The sequence below is a fragment of the Nocardioides speluncae genome (genome assembly GCF_003121585.1).
In the GTDB taxonomy this organism is placed as follows: Bacteria; Actinomycetota; Actinomycetes; order Propionibacteriales; family Nocardioidaceae; genus Nocardioides; species Nocardioides speluncae.
Window position 1 is genome coordinate 1 of the sequence record NZ_QEOO01000010.1, and the last position, 20240, is coordinate 20240.

At 72.3% G+C, this 20240-nt stretch carries 16 protein-coding genes, 1 pseudogene and 1 riboswitch; of the genes and pseudogenes, 10 read left to right on the plus strand and 7 right to left on the minus strand.

Annotated features, from left to right (window positions below):
- Positions 1–139: 139 nt before the first annotated feature.
- Positions 140–1354, plus strand: a complete 1215-nt coding sequence (locus tag DDV73_RS04540) for an IS4 family transposase (RefSeq protein WP_109506071.1) — start codon at positions 140–142, stop codon at positions 1352–1354.
- A gap of 230 nt (positions 1355–1584) precedes the next feature.
- Here DDV73_RS04540 and DDV73_RS04545 read toward each other — a convergent pair whose 3' ends face one another.
- Both DDV73_RS04545 and DDV73_RS04550 read right to left on the minus strand, forming a co-directional pair.
- A complete protein-coding gene (locus DDV73_RS04545) occupies positions 1585–2112 on the minus strand; it encodes a LytR C-terminal domain-containing protein (RefSeq protein WP_161962285.1) in 528 nt (175 codons plus the stop codon).
- Positions 2113–2143: 31 nt separating this feature from the next.
- On the minus strand, positions 2144–2440 hold the full coding sequence (locus DDV73_RS04550; protein ID WP_109506073.1) for a type II toxin-antitoxin system VapB family antitoxin: 297 nt from the start codon (positions 2438–2440) through the stop codon (positions 2144–2146).
- 84 nt (positions 2441–2524) lie between these two features.
- Between DDV73_RS04550 and DDV73_RS04555 the strand changes: the two genes are divergently transcribed.
- The 4 genes and pseudogenes from DDV73_RS04555 (at position 2525) to cobM (ending at position 6968) form a co-directional block, all read left to right on the plus strand.
- Positions 2525–3493: a cobalamin biosynthesis protein gene (locus DDV73_RS04555; protein ID WP_109506074.1), complete on the plus strand. Its 969-nt coding sequence runs from the start codon at positions 2525–2527 to the stop codon at positions 3491–3493.
- Positions 3490–4956 (plus strand): annotated as a pseudogene (locus DDV73_RS29580) (cobyric acid synthase); the annotation flags it as partial. The gene DDV73_RS04555 and the pseudogene DDV73_RS29580, both read left to right, overlap by 4 nt.
- A 102-nt stretch (positions 4957–5058) precedes the next feature.
- Entirely contained in the window at positions 5059–6225 is a 1167-nt protein-coding gene (gene cbiE, locus DDV73_RS29585; RefSeq protein WP_420818467.1) for a precorrin-6y C5,15-methyltransferase (decarboxylating) subunit CbiE, read from the plus strand.
- Positions 6222–6968: a precorrin-4 C(11)-methyltransferase gene (cobM, locus tag DDV73_RS04565; protein ID WP_109506076.1), complete on the plus strand. Its 747-nt coding sequence runs from the start codon at positions 6222–6224 to the stop codon at positions 6966–6968. Before cbiE ends, cobM begins: the two co-directional genes overlap by 4 nt.
- A 61-nt stretch (positions 6969–7029) precedes the next feature.
- Here the strand turns inward: cobM and DDV73_RS04570 are convergent, their stop codons facing one another.
- Positions 7030–8127, minus strand: a complete 1098-nt coding sequence (locus DDV73_RS04570; RefSeq protein ID WP_240617120.1) for a cobalt-precorrin-5B (C(1))-methyltransferase — start codon at positions 8125–8127, stop codon at positions 7030–7032.
- A 64-nt stretch (positions 8128–8191) separates the two neighbouring features.
- Here DDV73_RS04570 and DDV73_RS04575 point away from each other — a divergent pair, with 64 nt between their 5' ends.
- The 3 genes from DDV73_RS04575 to DDV73_RS04585 are packed head-to-tail and all read left to right on the plus strand — an operon-like array spanning position 8192 to position 10450.
- Positions 8192–8827 (plus strand): LysE family translocator, encoded by a 636-nt coding sequence (locus DDV73_RS04575; RefSeq protein WP_109506078.1) that lies wholly within the window; start codon positions 8192–8194, stop codon positions 8825–8827.
- Positions 8824–9552 carry a cobalt-precorrin-6A reductase gene (locus tag DDV73_RS04580; RefSeq protein WP_109506079.1) on the plus strand — a complete coding sequence of 243 codons (729 nt, stop codon included), beginning with the start codon at positions 8824–8826 and terminating at the stop codon, positions 9550–9552. Before DDV73_RS04575 ends, DDV73_RS04580 begins: the two co-directional genes overlap by 4 nt.
- A 10-nt stretch (positions 9553–9562) precedes the next feature.
- Positions 9563–10450: a trypsin-like serine protease gene (locus tag DDV73_RS04585; RefSeq protein WP_109506080.1), complete on the plus strand. Its 888-nt coding sequence runs from the start codon at positions 9563–9565 to the stop codon at positions 10448–10450.
- Here DDV73_RS04585 and DDV73_RS04590 read toward each other — a convergent pair.
- Genes DDV73_RS04590 through DDV73_RS04605 form a run of 4 tightly spaced genes read right to left on the minus strand, consistent with a single transcriptional unit; the run spans position 10432 to position 14105 of the window.
- Complete coding sequence (locus DDV73_RS04590; protein WP_109506081.1) at positions 10432–11949, minus strand: precorrin-2 C(20)-methyltransferase; 1518 nt, start codon at positions 11947–11949, stop codon at positions 10432–10434. The genes DDV73_RS04585 and DDV73_RS04590 overlap by 19 nt on opposite strands.
- Positions 11950–12576, minus strand: a complete 627-nt coding sequence (locus DDV73_RS04595; RefSeq protein WP_109506082.1) for a precorrin-8X methylmutase — start codon at positions 12574–12576, stop codon at positions 11950–11952.
- On the minus strand, positions 12566–13624 hold the full coding sequence (locus tag DDV73_RS04600; protein WP_109506083.1) for a precorrin-3B synthase: 1059 nt from the start codon (positions 13622–13624) through the stop codon (positions 12566–12568). Before DDV73_RS04600 ends, DDV73_RS04595 begins: the two co-directional genes overlap by 11 nt.
- Before the next feature lie 58 nt (positions 13625–13682).
- Positions 13683–14105, minus strand: a complete 423-nt coding sequence (locus DDV73_RS04605; protein ID WP_154402610.1) for a hypothetical protein — start codon at positions 14103–14105, stop codon at positions 13683–13685.
- A 350-nt stretch (positions 14106–14455) separates the two neighbouring features.
- A riboswitch (cobalamin riboswitch) is annotated at positions 14456–14538 on the plus strand.
- 48 nt (positions 14539–14586) lie between these two features.
- On the opposite strand from DDV73_RS04605, the gene cobN reads away from it, so the two are divergent.
- Both cobN and DDV73_RS04615 read left to right on the plus strand, forming a co-directional pair.
- Positions 14587–18264 (plus strand): cobaltochelatase subunit CobN, encoded by a 3678-nt coding sequence (cobN, locus tag DDV73_RS04610; protein WP_276310085.1) that lies wholly within the window; start codon positions 14587–14589, stop codon positions 18262–18264.
- Positions 18261–20240 (plus strand): VWA domain-containing protein, encoded by a 1980-nt coding sequence (locus DDV73_RS04615; RefSeq protein WP_109506085.1) that lies wholly within the window; start codon positions 18261–18263, stop codon positions 20238–20240. Before cobN ends, DDV73_RS04615 begins: the two co-directional genes overlap by 4 nt.

The window sequence follows — 20240 nt, forward strand, 5'->3', positions numbered from 1 at the left end:
GAGCTTGAGATGGGTCGCAACACCGACTCTTGGACACCCTCAGCCCATTTCACTCCTGCCACACCGACCGCACACCTTGGAATAACTCATCTAGTGGCAATACCGTTAAGTTAGGACTACAGCGGTGTAGTTTGGTGGTATGCCGCGTGCTGGATGGAAGAAGCCGGAGACCGAGCGACGCTTGTCCGATCTGGTGTCGGTCGGAGTGCTGACGCGGGTGTTCCCGCCCGAGCTGGTTGATGAGGTGATCGCTGGGGCGGGGCGGACCGAGCAGCGGAATCGTTCGTTGCCGGCGCGGGTGATGGCCTACTTCTCGATCGGGATGGCTCTGTACTCCGAGGGCTCGTACGAGGACGTGCTCGCTCAGCTGACCGACGGGCTCTCGTGGGCCTCGGGGTGGCAGGAGAGTTACACCCCGCCGAGCAAGTCCGCGATCTTCCAGGCTCGCGCCCGGCTGGGCTCGGAGCCGTTGGCGGCGCTGTTCGAGCGGGTCGCCAAGCCGATCGGTGCCGAGGCGACGCCGGGAGTGTGGCTGGCCGGGCGGCGTCTGGTCGCGGTCGACGGGATGTGTCTGGACGTGGCAGACACCCCTGTGAACGCCGAGCACTTCGGGCGCCCGGGGGTGAACAAGGGCGAGCAGGCGGCGTTCCCGCAGGCCAGGGTCGTGGCGCTGGCCGAGTGCGGCACGCACGCGGTGTTCGCTGCCGAGATTGGCAGGTACTCGGAGTCCGAGGCCACGTTGACCGGACCGCTGCTGGACCGGCTGGAGCCGGGGATGCTGCTGCTGGCCGACCGTGGGTTCTTCTCCTACGCCCTGTGGCGCAAGGCGATCAGCACCGGCGGCGACCTGTTGTGGCGAGTCCGCACCGACAAGGCCGGCCCGAAACCGACCCACCTCCAAGACCTTCCCGACGGCTCCTGGCTGGCCCACCTGCGCCGCACCACACCAGCCTCGGCGCGTCGGGAGGAGCCGATGCTGGTCCGCGTCATCGACTACACCATCGACGACGGCCGCCAGAACCCCGCCGCCTACCGGCTGTTCACCACGCTGCTTGATCCCGACCAGGTCGCCGCGGTCGACCTCGCTGGTGCCTACACCCAACGGTGGGAGATCGAGTTGACCTTCGACGAGTTGAAGACCCACCAGCGTGGACCACGCACCGTGCTGCGATCGAAGTCCCCGGACCTGGTCCTCCAGGAGATCTGGGGACACCTGTGCTGTCACTACGCGATCCGCTCGCTGATGGCCGAGGCCGCCACCCACTCCGGGCACGACCCGGACCGGGTCAGTTTCGTCGCCGCGCTGCGGATCGCCAGGCAAACCCTCGCCCACCCGGGCGCTTTTCCCCCCTGACCAGCACGGCCGCGATAGCCCGGGCTGGCAGTCCTTCCTCCAGCGACTCATCCGTCGGCTCAACCCCGCCCGACGCCAGCGTTCGGCACCGCGCGTCATCAAACGCAAGATGCCCAAGTGGCACGTCAAACGCGCCCACCACGCAACCTGGCCCCAACCGCAGCACCCGCCCGACTACCGCATCCAGGTTGCTAACTGAACGGTATTGCATCTAGTGGGCATCTCCCCGGTCAGCTGCTGAGCGGGCTGCAGATCGTGGTGTCTTCTCGCACCGTGACTGCGCTGGCGCCGCGCCTGAGCCGCTCGAAGTCCTCGCCGATGACCACGACCACGCCCAGCGCCGTCGGCGGGCTCTGGATGATGCGCGGCTTGTCGCCGAGGTAGCTGGCCACCAGCCGGACCGCCGGGCTGCTGGGGTCGTCGGTCACGATCGCGACGCCGAGGACGTCGTGCTCGGTGGGGGCGTTGCCGAGCTCGCCGTCGCCGAACCCGCGCCCGGTGAACTGGCGCATGGTCTTGGCGGCCAGGCCGTCCTGGGCGGTGGCGTTGAGGATGCTGACGGTGACGTCGACGGTGCGGATCCTCTCGCCCTTCTTGACCGCACGCGGCTCGCAGACCGGGCCCTCCTCCTCCGCCGAACTGTCGCCGCCGAGGCCGGGCAGGGGTGCGGTCGCGGCGTTCCAGCCCCAGACCAGGAAGACCACGAGAATGACGCCGAGCACCGTGAGGGTGAGCGCTGACTTTACTTGCGGCCCCATCAGCCTGCCCCCGTCATCTCGGTGTCCGTCGCTAGCCCTGTACCGAGTGCACGCGGGCGTGCAGAACGTTGCGCTGCTGCAGGGCCGCCCGCAGCGCGCGGTGCAGACCGTCTTCGAGGTAGAGGTCTCCGCGCCACTCGACGACATGGGCGAACAGGTCGCCGAAGAAGGTGGAGTCCTCGTCCAGCAGTGCTGCCAGCTGGAGGGTGTCCTTGGTAGTGATCAGCTCGTCCAGTCGTACCTGTCGGGGCGGCACATCCGCCCAGCCGCGAGCATTCAGTCCGTGGTCGGGATACGGCCTCCCGTCGCCCACTCGCTTGAAGATCACGGCGTTGACTATACGGAAACCTGATCTGTCCGCACCCGTGGGCTTCGCGCGAGTTGCTCTTGCACAGCCACTAACCTCGGCCTCGTGGGTAGCCGGGCGCGTGCGTTGGGGCTGGCGGCGGGCTTCCTGGCCGACCGCGCCTTCGGCGATCCGCGCCGTGGGCACCCGGTTGCGCTGTTCGGGCGGGTGGCCGGCGGCGTTGAACGGGTCGGGTACGCCGACTCCCGGGCCCGGGGCGCGGCGTACACGGTGCTGCTGGTGGGCGGCACCGCCGTGGTGGCCGAGGTGGCACAGCGGCGGATGCGCGGCGGCGTTGCCGAGGTGGTGGTCGTGGCCGTGTCGACGTTCACCGTGCTCGGCGGTACGTCGCTGGTGCGCGAGGCCGAGGCGATGGCGCGGCTGCTCGAGGCCGACGATCTTGCCGGTGCCCGGGACCGGCTCTCGCACGTCTGCGCCCGGGACGCCGCGGACCTGGAGTCGCCCGACCTGGCGCGCGCGACCGTCGAGTCGGTGGCCGAGAACACCTCCGACGCGGTCGTCGCCCCGCTCTTCTGGGGCGCGCTGTTCGGCGTACCCGGACTGCTCGGGTACCGCGCGGCGAACACCCTCGACGCGATGGTGGGCTACCGGTCCGCGCGCTACGAGCGGTTCGGGTGGGCCTCGGCACGCGTGGACGACCTGCTCAACCTGCCGCCCGCACGGGTCGCCGCGATGCTGACCGTCGCGGTCGCCGACCGGCCCGGCGACGCCTGGCGGATCTGGCGTCGCGACGGCGCCCACCATCCGTCCCCGAACGCCGGCCAGGTCGAGGCGGCCGCCGCCGGCGCGCTCGGTGTCCGGCTGGGCGGTGCCAACGACTACTTCGGCGTGACGGAGAATCGTGGCGTGATGGGTGACGGTCGGCCGGTCGACGTCGCGGACGTACGACGCAGCGCCGCGCTGTCTCGTCGGGTCTCGTCGGCGGCAACGGTGGCGGCCGTGCTCGGCGCACTCGTGGCCGCCCGCGCGGCCGACGCCTTGCCGCCGGTCCCCGCCGTCTGGCGGCGGCGATGACGCGTGGCCTCCTGATCGCAGGCACCACCTCCGACGCCGGCAAGAGCCTGGTGACCGCCGGCGTGTGCCGGATGCTCGCCCGGGCCGGCATCTCGGTCGCGCCGTTCAAGTCGCAGAACATGTCCAACAACTCGATGGTCTGCGGCTCGGCCGACGGCTCGCCCGGCGGCTCGGCAGCCGAGATCGGGCGCGCCCAGTGGCTGCAGGCGGTCGCGGCCGGCGTCGTACCCGAGCCCGCGATGAACCCGGTGCTGCTCAAGCCGGGCTCCGACCGGCGCTCCCACATCGTGCTGATGGGGCAGCCCGCCGGCACCCTCGAGGCAGGCGAGTTCGCCACCGGGCGGGCGCACCTCGCCGCCGCGGCGTACGACGCCTTCCGCTCGCTCGCGAGTCGCTATGACGTGGTCGTCGCGGAGGGCGCGGGCTCACCGGCGGAGGTGAACCTGCGCACGGGCGACTACGTCAACATGGGCCTCGCCCGCGAGATGGGGCTGCCGGTCGTGGTCGTGGGCGACATCGACCGAGGCGGGGTGCTCGCGGCGATGTACGGCACGCTCGCGATGCTCGACGACGCCGACCAGGCGCTGATCCGCGGCTGGCTGGTCAACAAGTTCCGCGGCGATGTGACCTTGCTGAACCCGGGGCTGGAGGTGCTCGAGGAGCGCACGGGCCGGCCGGTGCTGGGCGTCCTGCCGTGGCTGGACGACGTCTGGCTCGACTCCGAGGATGCGCTCGCGATCGGCGGCATCTCTGGGACATCGGTGGAGGCCTCCCTTCGGGTAGCGGTGATTCGTCTCCCGAGGATCTCCAACGCCACCGACATTGACGCCCTGGCGAGCGAGCCGGCTGTGGATATCTCGTTCACCGCGCAGCCTGTGGACGTTTCGGGGGCCGATCTGGTCGTGCTGCCGGGGTCCCGGGCCACCGTCTCCGACCTCGCCTGGCTCCGGGCCCGCGGCCTGGACCGAGCGCTGGCCGAGCGGGTCGCCGCCGGGCGGCCGGTGCTGGGAATCTGCGGCGGCTACCAGATGCTGGCCCGCTCGATCAGCGACCCGGCCGGGGTCGAGTCCGGCGGCGTGGTGGACGGCCTCGGCTTGCTGCCGACCACGGTCGGCTTCGGCGCGACCAAGCAGCTCGGCCTGCCCCGCGGCGCCTGGCGCGGCCACGACGTCTCGGCGTACGCGATCCATCACGGCGTCGCGACGCTGGCCGACGGGGCGGAGGCCGAGCCGTTCCTCGACGGGTGGTCGGTCGGTCCGGTGTTCGGTACGACGTGGCACGGGGCCTTCGAGAACGACGACTTCCGCCGCGCCTTCCTCGGCCACGTCGCGACGCTGACCGGCTCGACCTGGGCGGCGACGCCGGGTACGCCGTCGTACGCTGCTCGCCGGGAGGCGATGGTGGACCGGCTCGCGGATGCGCTGGAGGAGCACGTCGGGCTCGATGCGGTTCTGAACGTCATCGATGGAGTGGTCTCGACGACGGTTGCTGCGCAACCTGCTCGACCACCGAGTGCTCGACCACCCGTGCGGGTCGTGGGGATCGGGGCGGACGGCTGGGCGGGGGTGGCGCCGGGGTCGCGGGCGGCGATCGAGGCAGCGGGCGTGGTGGTCGGCGGCCAGCGGCAGCTGGACCTGCTGCCGACCGGGGTCAAGGCCGAGCGGGTGGCGTGGCCGTCGCCGCTGCGGCCGAGCGTGCGGCCCTTGGTCGAGCGGCATGCGCCGCGCGGGCTCGTCGTACTCGCCTCCGGGGACCCGATGTGGCACGGCATCGGCCGTACCCTGCTGGCCGAGGTCGGCGCCGACTACGACATCGAGGTGCTGCCGCACCCGGGCTCGGTGAGCCTGGCCTGCGCGCGGCTGGGCTGGCCGGTTGAGCAGACGACCGTGGTGTCACTGCTCACCCAGCCGGCCGACGTGCTCCGCCGGCACCTCCATGACGGCGCCCTAGTCCTGGTGCTGAGCCGCGACGAGAGCACCCCGGCCGAGGTCGCTGCCGTGCTGGCCGATGCGGGATTCGGCGACTCGTCGGTGACCGTTCTCGGCGATCTCGGGTCGTTGGCCGAGTCGATCGTGCGGGGCACGTCGGGCGAGATCCCACGGCTCAACGTGGTCGCGGTCGAATGCGTCGGCAAGGGCGAACAGGTGACTCCGGGCCTGCCCGACGAGGGCTTCGAGCACGACGGCCAGCTCACCAAGCGCGAGATCCGCGCGGTCACGCTGAGCGCGCTGGCGCCGCGGCCGGGCGAGCTGCTGTGGGACGTCGGCGGCGGTGCTGGGAGCATCGCGATCGAGTGGCTGCGGGCGGCGCACTCCTGCCGGGCGATCGCGATCGAGCAGGACCGGACCCGGGCCGACCGGATCACCAAGAACGCCGCCGCGCTCGGCGTACCCTCACTCGAGGTCGTGGTCGGCAGTGCGCCGGCCGCACTGGAGGGCCTGGAAGCACCCGACGTGGTGTTCGTCGGCGGCGGGCTGACGACCGATGGCGTGCTGGACGCGGCCTGGGCGGCGCTGAAGCCGGGCGGCCGGCTGGTCGCCAACGCGGTCACGCTGGAGTCGCAGGCCGACCTGGTCCGCTACCGCGAGAAGCTCGGCGGCACGCTGACCAGGCTCGAGGTGGCGCGGTCGACCGAGGTCGGCAGGTTCACGGGGTGGCGGCCGGCGATGCCGGTCGTGCAATGGAGTGCGAAGAAAGTCTCGACAGGCTCGACCACCGAAAGGCAGTCATGATCGTCCACTTCGTAGGTGCCGGGCCGGGTGCGGCCGACCTGATCACGGTCCGCGGGCAGCGGCTGCTGCAGTCGGCGAGCGTCGTGCTGTACGCCGGGTCGCTGGTGCCGCGCGAGCTGCTCGACGAGTGCCCGGCGGACGCCCGGCTGGTCGACACCGCCCAGCTCGACCTGGACCGGATCGAGGCGGAGTACGTCGCGGCGAGCGACGCCGGGCACGACGTCGTCCGCCTGCACTCCGGCGACCTGTCGGTCTGGTCTGCCGTCGCCGAGCAGCTCCGCCGGCTGGACGCCCTCGGGATCGACTACGACCTCACGCCCGGCGTGCCTGCGTTCGCGGCGGCTGCGGCAGCCCTCAAGCGCGAGCTGACCGTCCCGACCGTCAACCAGACCGTGATCCTGACCCGGATGGCGCGCGAGGCGAGCGCGATGCCCGAGCACGAGACGCTGGCCAACCTCGGCCGGAGCCGCGGCCTGATCGTGCTGCACCTGGCGACCCACCTGATCGACGAGGCGGTGGCCGAGCTGTTGCCGAACTACGGCGAGGACTGCCCGGCCGCGGTGGTCGCGTTCGCGTCCCAGCCCGGTGAGGTGATCCTGCGCGGCACCCTGGCCACGATCGCGGCCCAGACCAAGGAGGCCGGGCTGCGGCGTACCGCCGTGATCATCGTCGGCGCCTCGCTCGCCGCGGAGGGGTTCCGCGACTCGCACCTCTACTCCTGCGACCGGGTCCGGGCCTTGTAACGCGGAGTTACGGACACTGCCACCCAGAAATTACAGACACACATGAGGTCGTAACTCCGCGTTACAAGGGCGGCCAGCGGCCGACGATCTCGCCGGCGCGGTCGATGCAGATGACGTCGACGGCGACGGGTGCGCCGCGGAGTACGTCGAGCGCGGTGTCGCGGGCGCGGGCCGCGACCTCATTGCCCAGAGGAGCGCCGGTGGCCTGGGCGATCCGGAGCGCGTCGAGGCCGGTGTTGGCGGCGGAGATGCCGAGGCCAGGGGCGAGCGCGTCGAGGAACGCGAGGTCGACCTGGGAGCGCCCGGAGTGGAGGTCGAGGTGGCCGGCGGCGAGCTTGGAGAGCTTGGCGAAGCCGCCGACGATCGTGAGCCGGGGGATCGGGTGGCTCCTGAGGTACTTGAGGACAGCGCCCGCGAAGTCGCCCATGTCGAGCAGCGCGTCGTCGGGGAGCCCGTAGGTCTCGACCGCGACGCGCTCCGAGGTCGAGCCGGTGCAGCCGGCGACGTGCGGGTGCCCAGCCGCACGCGCGACGTCGATGCCGCGCCGGATCGAGTCGATCCAGGCCGAGCAGGAGTACGGCACGACCACGCCGGTGGTGCCGAGCACCGACAGCCCGCCGAGGATGCCGAGCCGCGGGTTCCAGGTGGAGCGGGCGAGCTCCTCGCCGTGGTCGATCGAGATCTCGACGACCAGGTCGCCAGGGTCGGCGAAGCGGGTGGCGAGCTCCTCGACATGGGCGCGGATGAACTCCCGCGGCTTCGGGTTGATGGCCGGCTCGCCGACGTCGAGAGGCAGTCCCGGCTTGGTGACCGTGCCGACGCCCGGGCCGGCGCGGAAGGTGACCCCGCTGCCTGGCGGGCCTCGCCGTACCGTCGACCTGACCAGTGCTCCGTGGGTGACGTCCGGGTCGTCGCCGGCGTCCTTGACGATCCCGGCCATCGCGCTTGTCCTGTCGCCGGCCAGCGACTCGACCGCGAGCGCGAACGCCGGCCGGTGCTTGGGCAGCGTGATCGTCACCGGGTCCGGGAACTCGCCGGTCAGCAGCGCCTGGTATGCCGCGGCGGTCGCCGCCGTCGCGCAGGCACCGGTCGTCCAGCCGGAGCGGAGACCGGTGCGCTCGAGCTGCGCGTCGCGGCCGCTGGCCACGCTGTCGTTCACCCGGCCATTCTCGCTGGTCAAGAATTGGATTGCGGTCAGGCGCCCGCGCCGGACAATGGCTGTCATGCCCACCACCAGTCAGCTGCTCGCGTTCGTCGTCGCGTCGATCCTGTTCATCCAGGTACCGGGACCGAGCCTGCTCTTCACGATCGGCCGCGCGCTGACCGTCGGCCGGCGCGCCGCGCTGCTGTCGGTGGTCGGCAATACCTTCGGCCTGGTCGCGCAGGTGCTGATGGTCGCGGTCGGGCTGGGCGCGATCGTGGCGGCCAGCGCGACGGCGTACTCGGTGCTCAAGATCGCCGGCGCGGTGTACGTCGTGTGGCTCGGCATCCAGGCGATCCGCAACCGCGCGGAGGCACGCGAGGCGCTGGAGCGGCCGGCCGACGCCAGGTCGGAGCGCCCCGGGCGCGCGGTGTGGACCGGGTTCGTGGTCGGTGTCACCAACCCGAAGTCGATCGTGTTCTTCGTGGCGTTCATGCCGCAGTTCACCAATGAGGCGGCCGGCCACACCGGGCTCCAGGTCGCCCTGCTCGGGGTTATCTTCGGCGCGCTCGCGGTCACCTCCGACACCATCTGGGCGCTGGTGGCCAGCAAGGCGCGGGACTGGTTCGCCCGCAAGCCGAAGCGGCTCGACGCGCTCGGCGCCACCGGCGGCACGATGATGATCGGGCTCGGCGTGACCATGGCCGCCTCCGAGTGAAGGTCCTGCTCCTCGGCGGCACCGGCGAGGCTCGGGAGCTGGCCTCGCGGCTGCGTGGTCATGAAGTGCTCACCTCGCTCGCCGGCGCCGTAGCCGACCCGCGGCTGCCCGAGGGCGAGGTCCGGATCGGCGGCTTCGGCGGCGCCGAGGGGCTGGCGGAATGGCTGGTCGAGCATCGGATCGAGGCGCTGGTCGACGCGACCCATCCGTACGCCGCCCGGATCACCGCCAACGCGCATGCGGCGGCCGCTGCCGTCGGCGTACCCGCTCTGATCCTGGACCGGCCGTCCTGGCCGGCCGACCCCTCGTGGTTGCGGGTCGCATCGGCCGAGGCGGCGGCTGCCTCTCTCGCCGCCGGTGAGCGGGTCTTCCTGACCATCGGCCGCCAGCACGTCGGCGCCTTCGCCGGGGCCGACGCGTGGTTCCTGGTCCGCTCGATCGACCCGCCAACGGGGCCGCTGCCGGCCCGGCACGAGCTGCTGCTGGCGCGCGGGCCTTTCGAGTACGACGACGAGCTGGCGCTGCTGCGCGAGCACCGGATCGACACCCTGGTCACCAAGAACTCCGGCGGCCCGGCGACCGTCGCCAAGCTGGACGCGGCGCGGGCGCTCGGCGTACGGATCGTGGTGATCGACCGGCCGCCGCTACCTGCCGGCGCCCGGGTGGTCGAAACCGCCGACGCTGTGGCGGACTGGGTGGGACAGTTGGCTAGAGCATCGACCTGAGGGGGTTGAGATGGCACGACGACTTGCCCTGTCCGCGGGCGCGGTCAGCATCGCACTACTCGGGGCCGTGGCGCTGCCGGCGACCGCGGTGAGCACCTACAACTCGGAGCCGGCGACCGAGCGCACCGAAGTGGGCGCATTCATGGTCCTCTGGGACCGCGACGGCGACGGCAGCAACGAGACCTTCGACTGGTACTGCAGCGGCACCATGATCGACGACGACACCTATCTGACGGCCGCACACTGTGCGACCGACTGGTCCGCTGACGCGCATTTCTACGTCTCGCTCGAGCAGGACGTGCAGGGCCTGCTCGACGACGCGGCCGAGGCCGGGAGGACGGGCGCCGAGGCGGCGGCGTGGTTCGTCGTCAACGGCCATGCCGTTGAGGGCACGCCTGCGTACGACCCGGCGTTCCCCGGCACCGGGGCCGACTCCCATGACATCGCAGTGGTCGACTTCGCGGACCGCGCGACGACCCCGGCCGACGTCTGGGAGTTCACTCCGGCAAGCCTGCCGACGGCCGGCCAGTTGTCGGCGGTCGGCTCGCGCGGACTGGACGCGGCCGACTGGCTGGTCGTCGGCTATGGGACCGCGGAGGCCCAGCGTGCGCCCGGCGGCCACATCCATCCCGGCGGTGGCGTCCGGCTGAAGGCCGCAGTCGGGTTCGACGCGCTCAACAAGGCCTGGGTCCGGCTGGCGATGCGGGAGTCGCAGGACTGGGGCGGCGCCTGCTACGGCGACTCCGGCGGCCCGAACTTCGTCACGCTGGGCGGCGAGATGGTGCTGGCGGCGACCACGATCACGGGCGACGTGCCGTGCTACGCCACCAACGTCACCTACCGGCTGGATACGCGGTCCGCGCGGACCTTCCTCGCGCCCTACGTCGCGCTGCCGTAGCGGCGGGGGGTCCAGACCACGACCTCGCCGCCGGCCCGCACGACGCGCTGGGTCTGCGACGAGCCGATGATCAGCAGCGTCCGCATGTCGACGGTCTCCGGGTCCAGGTCGGCGAGATCGACGACCTGGACCGACTCGGTGGGGCCGCCGACGTCGCGCGCGACCACGACCGGGGTGTCCGGCTTGCGGATCTCCAGCAGCAGGTCGCGCAGCTCGCCGACCTGGTGCCGACGCTCGCGGGACGCCGGGTTGTAGATCGCGAGCACCAGGTCCGCCTCCGCCGCCGCCCTCACCCTGCGGGCGATGACGTCCCACGGCTTGAGCCGGTCGCTCAGCGAGATCGTGGCGTAGTCGTGGCCGAGTGGCGCGCCTGCCCTCGCCGCTGCCGCATGGGCGGCGGTCATGCCGGGCAGGACCCGGACGGGTACGGCGGCGTACCGCTCCTCGCTTGCCACCTCCAGCACCGCCGTCGCCATCGCGAACACCCCGGGATCGCCACTGCTCACCACGACGACGTCGCGGCCTTGGCCGGCCAGCGAGAGCGCGAACTCGGCCCGCTCCGACTCGACCTTGTTGTCGGAGAGGTGCCGGGTCTGGCCGGCTCGCTCGGGGACCCGCTTGATGTACGTCGTGTAGCCGACCAGGTCGGTCGCCCGGGCCAGCGCGCCCTTGGCTTCCGGCGTCAGCCACATCGGGCCCGCCGGGCCGAGGCCGACCACGGTGACCTGGCCTTGGGTCGCAGAACTGTCGGTGGTGGCCTTTACGTTCTCGCTAGCACCCAGACGAGACGGGAGGACCGCCATCGAGAAGTAGGGAACCGAATCAGCGTCGACGTCGGCAACGGCGGCGACCCGTTGTTCGGGCATGGTCGCGCGCTCGACGTACTTCGCATCGTCGAGCCGGCCAGCCCGTCCTAGTGCCTCGCGTACAGCGGGGAAGGTGCGGCCGAGCTTGAGCACGACCGCCGAGTCGGTGCTGGCCAGGCGGGCGGCCAGTTCTTCGACAGGCAGTGTGCCGGGCAGCACGGTGAGCACCTCGTCGGCCTCGCAGAGTGGCACGCCCAGCGCCGCGACCGACGCCGAGATCGAGCTGACCCCGGGGACGGTCTCGGTCGGGTAGCGGTGGGCGAGCCGCTTGTGCAGATGCTGGTACGACGAGTAGATCAGCGGGTCACCCTCGCTGAGCACCGCCACGTCGCTGCCCGCGTCGAGGTGCGCGGCGAGCCGGGCGGCGGCCTCCTCGTAGAACTCGTCGAGCGCGCCGCGGTAGCCGCCCGGGTGGTCGGTCGTCTCCGTGGTGAGCGGGTAGACGAGGTGCTCCTCGATGTGGTCCTCGCGCAGGTGCGCGGCGGCGATCCGGCGAGCGTTGGAGCGGCCGTGGCGAGCCGAGTGGTAGGCGACGACGTCGGCCTGCGCGATCACCTCGACGGCGCGCAGCGTCATCAGCTTGGGATCGCCGGTGCCGAGCCCGACGCCGTACAGCCGTCCGGTGGTGCTCACTCAGATCTCCCTCTCCGTAGCGATGGCGTTGACGGCGGCGGCGGTGATCGCGGACCCACCGCGCCGGCCGTGGACGACCAGCCAGTCCAGGCCGAGCTCGCTCTCCGCGAGCGCCTGCTTGGACTCGACCGCGCCCACGAACCCGACCGGGATGCCGATCACTGCGGCCGGCCGGGCGTCGGTCGTGGCGAGCGCCTCCAGCAGATGGAACAGCGCGGTCGGAGCGTTGCCGATCGCCACCACCGCGCCGTCCAGCCGGTCGCCCCAGAGGTCGAGCGAGGCCGCGGACCGGGTGGTGCCCAGCTCGGCCGCCAGGCCGGGAACCCGTTCGTCGCGGAGCGTGCAGACGACCTTGTTGTCGCGCGGGAGCCGGGCCCGGGTGACTCCGCTGGCGACCATGTGGGCGTCGCAGAGGATGGGCGCGCCGGCCTGGAGCGCGGCCCGGGCGCGGCGGACCACGTCGGGGGTGTGCGCGACGTCCGCGGCCAGATCGACCTGCCCACAGGCGTGGATCATCCGGACCACGACCTGCGCGGTGTCGGCGTCGAACCTGGTCAGGTCGGCCTCGCGCCGGATCGTCGCGAACGACTCGCGGTAGATCGCCGCGCCGTCCTTCTCATACTCCATCTGGCCGCTCCTGGATCTGGTAGCCGGCGTCGGTGGCCACGACGTCGAGGTGGGCCGCGACCGGGTGGCCGCAGCGGCGCGCGCAGCCCGAGATGTGGATCGTGCGGCCGGGGTGGGCCGTGGCGAGCTCGGCGGCGTCGCGGCGTACGTCGGCGAGTGCGCTCGCGCAGCCGGGCCGGCCGATGCAGGCGCTGGTGCGCGCCCAGACCGAGTCCGGGTCGGTGTCGAAGCCGGCCGCTCGCACCGCCGCCGGATCCGCAACGACTACGACGGTGCGCCAAGGTGTCAGCACCAGCTGTGGCGCCAGCCCGGCGAGGGCGCGCCATGCCTTGGTCGGCGCCCCGAGCGGGACGATCGCGGTGGCCGGGTTGGACGTCATACGAGTCGGCAGCGATAGCAACCGCTTCGCATGACGCTCCCCGAGATGCGCGGCGGCGGTGCCCAGTTCGCGAACCCGCCAGGCCTCGGGAGCGTGCTGGGCGCGCAGGTCGAGGAAGCGGTGCGCCGCGGTGATCAGCAGGGTCACGGCGTCACCGACGAGCTCGGTCGGGTGACCGTCGACGACCAGCCGCCACCTGTCCGGACCGTCCGATCCGGCGGTGACCGCAAGGTCGGGCCGGAGCGCGAGGACGTCGCCGCTGCCGTCGTCGATGCCGAACAGGAACCGGCCGGACAGCTCGACCAGCCCGGGGTCGGCCACCAGCGCTCGGTCGAAGTCGGCCAGGACGCCATCAAGGTCGGCGTACGGCGAGGCGACCACGTTGCGGACCCGGTCGTGCGCCAGTGACGGCAGCAGGCCGGCCGCGACCAGGCGGGTCGCGACGTCTTCGCCGGCGTCCGCTGCGAGCCCTCTGACCTGCACGTTTCCGCGTGAGGTGAGGTGGAGTACGCCGTCACCGAGCGCGTCCGCCGCGTCGCACAGCGCGAGCAGCTGGGGTGCGGTGACCCGTCCGCCGGGCACCCGGATCCGGGCGACATGGCCGTCGTCCGCCGCGTGCAGCCGGAGTGCTCCGGGGCAGCGGTCGGTGGCGGTTCGGGTCGTCGGCATGGCGCCCGCAGCATACGTGCCAGGTCAGGCCGCGATCTTCAACGTGTAGCTGTACGACCTAGGGGACACCGCGGATCTCTGCCGCCGGCCGCATGCTGACCATGTTGTCGAGGATCCACTCGCGGTCCCGCACGGTGCGCGCGCGGATGGTCAAGGAGAACGGGTTGCCCTCCGACATCACCGACAGCACCCATGGCTGCGCAGTGTCCTGCGGCGGGTAGCGCCAGATTGTCCCGATCACGCGGCCGGCGGAGTCGCGATGTACGGACTCTTCCGTGGCGCCGCCCAGTTTGTTGGGGTAGTGGTCTTCGCCCCATCCGACGCTGAGGATCCGGCTGTGGAAGACCGTGGCGCCAAACTTTCTCAGTGGGCACTCGTAGTAGATCGGCCGCTGGACGGCCTGGCTGCGGTCCATGCACTGGTGAGGCTTGAGGTTCGGGAAGACCCACTCCATGCCGCGGGCACCATCGGGAGCGAGCACGACGAGAGGTCCGGGGTCTTGGTGCCGTCCCAGCACCGTGCGGTCTCGGCGGGCGGGTCGTCGGGCGGATCGTCGCGGGGTCCGGCGCCCGGCCGGGCGATCATGTTCGCGGTAGCGACGCCTGCGAGCACGCCGGCGACAGCAGACGTCGCCAGGGCCACGACCCGTCTGCGGCCCCTGACGTGTACTGCTGGCATCTTGGGCATCGAGCACCTCCCGTGCCAGCGATAGTAGGGACCTCCTCAACCGGCGGCGTGGTCGTCGGCTGTCCGTCCCGGACAGCGTGCGGCGCAGGTATGCTCGGGCCGGCGCGTCCGGCTGGGTGCGCTGCCGCTGAAGGTGACAGCACGGAGGAAGCCGGTTCGAGTCCGGCACGGTCCCGCCACTGTGAGCGAGCCCTGGTTGCGATGACAGGGCCGCGAGTCAGGAACTCCCGTCGCCTTCCTCACCCGGGGCGTGGATACCCCAGGAAGAGGTCCCCGTGCCCGAGCTGCTCCTGCTCTCGACCTCCGACACCGACCTGATGAGCGCGCGCGCCTCGGTCGGTACGCCGGAGGCCACCGTCGCCTGGCGCTATGCGAACCCCACCCGGGTCACCGACCTCGACGCACTGCTCGACGGCACCAGCCTGGTCGTGGTCCGGCTGCTGGGCGGCCGGGCGGCGTGGGAGGAGGGGCTGGACCGGCTGCTCGCCGGGCCGCGGCCGGTCGTCATACTCACCGGTGAGCAGGCGCCGGACGCCGAGCTGATGGGGCTGTCGACGGTCCCCGCCGGCGTCGCCGCGCAGGCCCACGCCTACCTCGCCCACGGCGGCCCGGCCAACCTCGCCCAGCTCGCGCGGTTCCTCTCCGACACCGTGCTGCTGACCGGCGAAGGCTTCGAGCCGCCGGCGCCCGCGCCGGCGTGGGGCCACCTCGAGCGACCAAGCCTTGGTTTCGAGACGGTTGCTGCGCAACCTCCTCAACCGGCGGCCGGGCCGGCGATCGCCGTCCTGTACTACCGGGCGCACGAGATGAGCGGGAACAACGCGTTCGTGCACGCGCTGTGCGACGCGATCGAGGCGAAGGGTGCGCGGCCGCTGCCGATCTGGTGTGCCTCCCTGCGCGACGCCGACCAGACTCTGCTCGACGCGCTCGCCGAGGCGGACGCGATCGTCACCACGGTGCTCGCGGCGGGCGGTACCAAGCCGGCCACCGCGCAGGCCGGCGGCGATGACGAAGCCTGGGACGCGGGTGCGCTGGAGCGGCTGGACCGGCCGATCCTGCAGGCGCTCTGCCTGACCTCGCCGCGGCAGGCGTGGGAGGAGAACGACGAGGGGGTGTCGCCGTTCGACGCCGCCACCCAGGTCGCCGTGCCCGAGTTCGACGGCCGGATCATCACGGTGCCGTTCAGCTTCAAGGAGTTCGACACGGACGGGCTGCCGGCGTACGTCGCGGACCCGGAGCGCGCGGCGCGGGTGGCCGGCCTGGCCGTCGCCCACGCCCGGCTGCGCCACCTGGCGCCGGCCGAGCACCGGGTCGCGCTGGTGCTCTCGGCGTACCCGACCAAGCACGCCCGGATCGGCAACGCGGTCGGGCTGGACACCGGCGCCTCGGCGGTGGCGCTGCTGCGGAGGCTGCGCGACGAGGGCTGGCTCGGCGCGGGTGCGCTGCCGGGTGTCGAGTCCGGCGAGGGCGACGCGCTGATCCATGCACTGATCGAGGCGGGCGGGTACGACGAGAACTGGCTGACCGAGAGCCAGCTCAGCGCCAACACCAACCGGGTCCCGGCGACGGTCTACCGGCAGTGGTTCGACGCCCTGCCGGACGGGCTCCGGGGCGACGTCGTCGAGCACTGGGGCGAGGCGCCGGGCCGGTTGTTCGTGGATGGCGACGACATCGTGCTGGCCGCGATCCAGAGCGAGAACGTCGTGGTGCTGGTGCAGCCGCCGCGCGGCTTCGGCGAGAACCCGATCGCGATCTACCACGACCCCGACCTGCCGCCGTCGCACCACTACCTGGCGGCCTACCGCTGGCTGGCCGCGCCGCGCGCTGAGGGTGGCTGGGGCGCCGACGCGGTGATCCACCTCGGCAAGCACGGCAACCTCGAGTGGCTGCCCGGCAAGAACGCCGGCCTGTCGGCCGACTGCGGCCCGGACGCGGTGCTGGGCGACTTGCCGCTGGTGTACCCGTTCCTGGTCAACGACCCCGGCGAGGGCACCCAGGCCAAGCGCCGGGCACACGCCGTACTCGTGGACCACCTGGTGCCGCCGATGGCGCGAGCGGAGTCGTACGGCGACATCCAGCGTCTCGAGCAGCTGCTCGACGAGCACGCCTCGGTCGCGACCCTCGACCCCGCCAAGCTGCCGGCGATCCGCGCGCGGATCTGGACGCTGCTGCAGGCGGCCAAGATGGACCAGGACCTGGGCCTGACCGACCGGCCCGACGACGAGCGCTTCGACGACATGATCATGCAGATCGACGGATGGCTATGCGAGATCAAGGATGCGCAGATCCGCGACGGCCTGCACGTCCTGGGCGCGCCGCCGCGCGACGACGCCGAGGTCGACCTGGTCCTCGCGATCCTGCGCGCCCGCCAGATCTGGGGCGGGTCCGCGCATGTGCCGGGGCTCCGGGAGGCACTCGGCCTCGACGAGTCGGCCCGTGACCGCGCCGGCGCCGACCGCTTCGAAGCCATCGCCCGCGAGCTTATCTCCACCCTCGCTGCAGGCGACTGGACCGTCGCCGCCATCGACAAGGCGCTCGAGATCGTCGGGAGGGATTGGCCGACAAGTTCCGGTTTCCCCGGTCAACCGGGGAAAGCTGAGGCTAGCGGTGCAGATGTGACGGATGAGGTACGGCGGGTGCTGGAGTTCGCCGTACAGGAGGTGGTGCCGCGGCTGCGGCGGACGACCGAGGAGCTGGACCACGTCGTCAAGGCGCTGCAGGGGCGGTTCGTGCCGGCGGGGCCGTCGGGGTCGCCGCTGCGGGGGCTTGTCAACGTGCTGCCGACGGGGCGCAACTTCTACTCCGTCGACCCGAAGGCGATCCCGAGCCAGCTGGCGTGGGAGACGGGGCAGCTGCTGGCCGAGTCGCTGGTCAACCGGCACAAGGACGACGCCGGCGAGTGGCCGAAGTCGGTCGGCCTGTCGATGTGGGGGACCAGCGCGATGCGCACCGCCGGCGACGACATCGCCGAGGTGCTGGCGCTGCTCGGCGTACGGCCGGTCTGGGACGAGGCCTCCCGCCGGGTGACCACGCTGGAGCCGATCCCGCTCGCCGAGCTCGGCCGGCCGCGGATCGACGTGACGATGCGAATCAGCGGCTTCTTCCGGGACGCGTTCCCGCACGTCGTCGCGCTGCTCGACGACGCGGTCAACCTGGTCGCCGGCCTCGACGAGAGTGCCGAGGACAACTACGTCCGCGCGCACGCCCAGCAGGACGGCGGCAACACCACGCGGATCTTCGGCTCGCGGCCCGGCACGTACGGCGCCGGCCTGCTGCAGTTGCTCGACTCCAAGGACTGGCGCACCGACGCCGACCTGGCCGAGGTCTACACGGTCTGGGGCGGCTACGCCTACGGCCGCGAGCGGCACGGCGAGCCGGCGCGCGAGGCGATGGAGACGGCGTACAAGCGGATCGCGGTGGCCGCAAAGAACACCGACACCCGCGAGCACGACATCGCCGACAGCGACGACTACTTCCAGTACCACGGCGGCATGGTCGCGACCGTCCGCGCGCTGACCGGCGAGGCGCCCGCGGCGTACATCGGCGACTCCACCCGCCCCGAGTCCGTCCGCACCCGCACGCTGGTCGAGGAGACCTCCCGCGTCTTCCGCGCCCGGGTGGTCAACCCGCGCTGGATCGAGGCGATGCGGCGGCACGGCTACAAGGGCGCGTTCGAGATGGCCGCGACCGTCGACTACCTCTTCGGGTACGACGCCACCACCGGCGTGGTCGCCGACTGGATGTACGAGCAGCTCACCTCGTCGTATGTGCTCGACGACGAGAACCGCGCCTTCCTCGAGGAGGCCAACCCGTGGGCCTTGCACGGCATGGCCGAGCGGCTGCTCGAGGCCGCCAGCCGCGGGCTCTGGGAAGCGCCGCCGGCCGAGATGACGGCCGCGCTCACCGACGTACTCCTGGCCGCCGAAGGCGAGATCGAGGGGCGGTCCTCGTGACCGGCGACGTCACCTTCCCGTTCAGCGCGGTGGTCGACCAGGACGACCTCGGGCTGGCGCTGTGCCTGTCGGTGGTGTCGCCGGCGATCGGCGGCGTGCTGGTGCGCGGCGAGAAGGGCACCGCCAAGTCCACGATGGTGCGCGCGCTCGCCTCGGTGCTGCCGCCCGTCACCGTGGTGGACGGCTGCCGCTTCTCGTGTACGCCGACCGCGCCCGACCCGAGCTGCCCTGACGTTGCCGCTCACGCTGGCACCGCTACGGAGCGGCCGGTCCGGCTGGTCGAGCTGCCGGTCGGCGCGGCCGAGGACCGGGTGACCGGGTCACTGCACCTGGACCGGCTGGTCTCCTCGCGCGAGGTGGCCTTCGAACCCGGGCTGCTGGCGACCGCGCACCGCGGACTGCTGTACGTCGACGAGGTCAACCTGCTGCCCGACCACCTGGTCGACACGCTGCTCGATGCGGCCGCGATGGGCCGCGCCCGGGTGGAGCGTGAGGGCGTCTCGGTGACGCACGCCGCGGCGTTCGTGCTGGTCGGCACCATGAACCCCGAGGAGGGCGAGCTCCGCCCGCAGCTGCTGGACAGGTTCGGGCTGGCCGTCGACGTGGTCGCGTCCCGGGAGCCGGCCTCGCGGGTCGAGGTGATGCGGCGCCGGCTCGCCTACGAGGCCGACCCGGCGTCGTTCGCTGCGTCGTACGAGTCTGCCGACGGTGCGGTCGCCGAGCGGATCGCCAAGGCGCAGGCGCTGCTGCCCTCGGTGGTCCTCGACGACGAGTCGCTGACCGCGATCGCCACCATCTGCGCGGCGTACGACGTCGACGGGCTGCGCGGCGACCTGGTCATGGCTCGGGCCGCAGTCGCGCACGCGGCCTGGTGCGGACGGACCTCGGTCGACAACGACGACATCCGGGTCGCCGCCCGGCTGGCGCTGCCACACCGGCGGCGCCGCAACCCGTTCGACACCGGCGACTCCGCCGACTCGCTCGACGACCTGCTCGACGAGCACGCGCCGCCCGAGCCTGACGACGACCCCGACCCCGACCTGGATCCGGATCCCGATGGCGGTCCCGATGGTGGTTTCGAGACGGTTGCAGAGCAACCTCCTCAACCACCGGAACTGCCGGCTGATTCGCCGGTTGAGGAGGTTGCGCAGCAACCGTCTCGAAACCAAGAATCGCCGCGCACCCGCGAGGCCGCCGGTACGCCGTACCGCGCCCGGCTGCTCCGCCTCGACACCGTCGGCGCCGGCCTGTCCGGGCGCCGGTCGCGCGCCATCACCTCGGTCGGCCGGCAGCTGCGCGCCGTACCGCTCGACCACCCCAGCGGCACCGGCTTCTCCGCCACCGGCACCCTGCTCGCCGCTGCTCGCATCGGTGAGCTCGGGCCGGACGCGCTGCGGCGCAGCGTGCGGGAGGGCAAGGAGGGCAACCTGGTCGTGTTCGTCGTCGACACCTCGGGGTCGATGGGTGCCGCGAAGCGGGTGCGCGAGGTCAAGACCGCCGTGGTCAGCCTGCTGCTCGACGCCTACCAGCGCCGCGACCGGGTCGCCGTGGTGACGTTCGGCGGCGACGCGGCCGCCGTCGCGCTGCCGCCGACTGCGGGCGTGGACCGGGCCGAGCGCATGCTGAGCGAGGTACCGACCGGCGGCCGGACGCCGCTCGCCGAAGGGCTGGCGACCGCCGCCGACCTGGTACGACGCGAGCAGGTCCGTGACCCGCGGCGGCGGCCGCTCGTCGTCCTGCTCACCGACGGCCGCGCCACCGCCGGGCCGCACGCCCTCGCGAGGGCCCGGGCCGTCGCCGACGCGATCGCTGCCCGCGGCACCAGCTGGATCGTGGTCGACGCCGAGGACCCGCGGGCGGTCGTCCGGCTCGGGCTGGCGCGCGAGCTGGCCGTCCGACTGGGCGCCGACCATCTGCCGCTCGGCGACATCGCCGCGCCGACACTCGCCGGGATCGTCAAAGGAAAGGTCGCCTAG

Excerpts from the sequence above, each read along its gene's own strand:
- DDV73_RS04600 (WP_109506083.1), bottom strand. The coding sequence starts at position 13,624 with ATGCCGACGACCCGAACCGCCACCGACCGCTGCCCCGGAGCACTCCGG.
- DDV73_RS04595 (WP_109506082.1), bottom strand. The coding sequence starts at position 12,576 with ATGGAGTATGAGAAGGACGGCGCGGCGATCTACCGCGAGTCGTTCGCG.
- DDV73_RS04575 (WP_109506078.1), top strand. The coding sequence starts at position 8,192 with ATGCCCACCACCAGTCAGCTGCTCGCGTTCGTCGTCGCGTCGATCCTG.
- DDV73_RS04585 (WP_109506080.1), top strand. The coding sequence starts at position 9,563 with ATGGCACGACGACTTGCCCTGTCCGCGGGCGCGGTCAGCATCGCACTA.
- cobM (WP_109506076.1), top strand. The coding sequence starts at position 6,222 with ATGATCGTCCACTTCGTAGGTGCCGGGCCGGGTGCGGCCGACCTGATC.
- DDV73_RS04545 (WP_161962285.1), bottom strand. The coding sequence starts at position 2,112 with ATGGGGCCGCAAGTAAAGTCAGCGCTCACCCTCACGGTGCTCGGCGTC.
- DDV73_RS04540 (WP_109506071.1), top strand. The coding sequence starts at position 140 with ATGCCGCGTGCTGGATGGAAGAAGCCGGAGACCGAGCGACGCTTGTCC.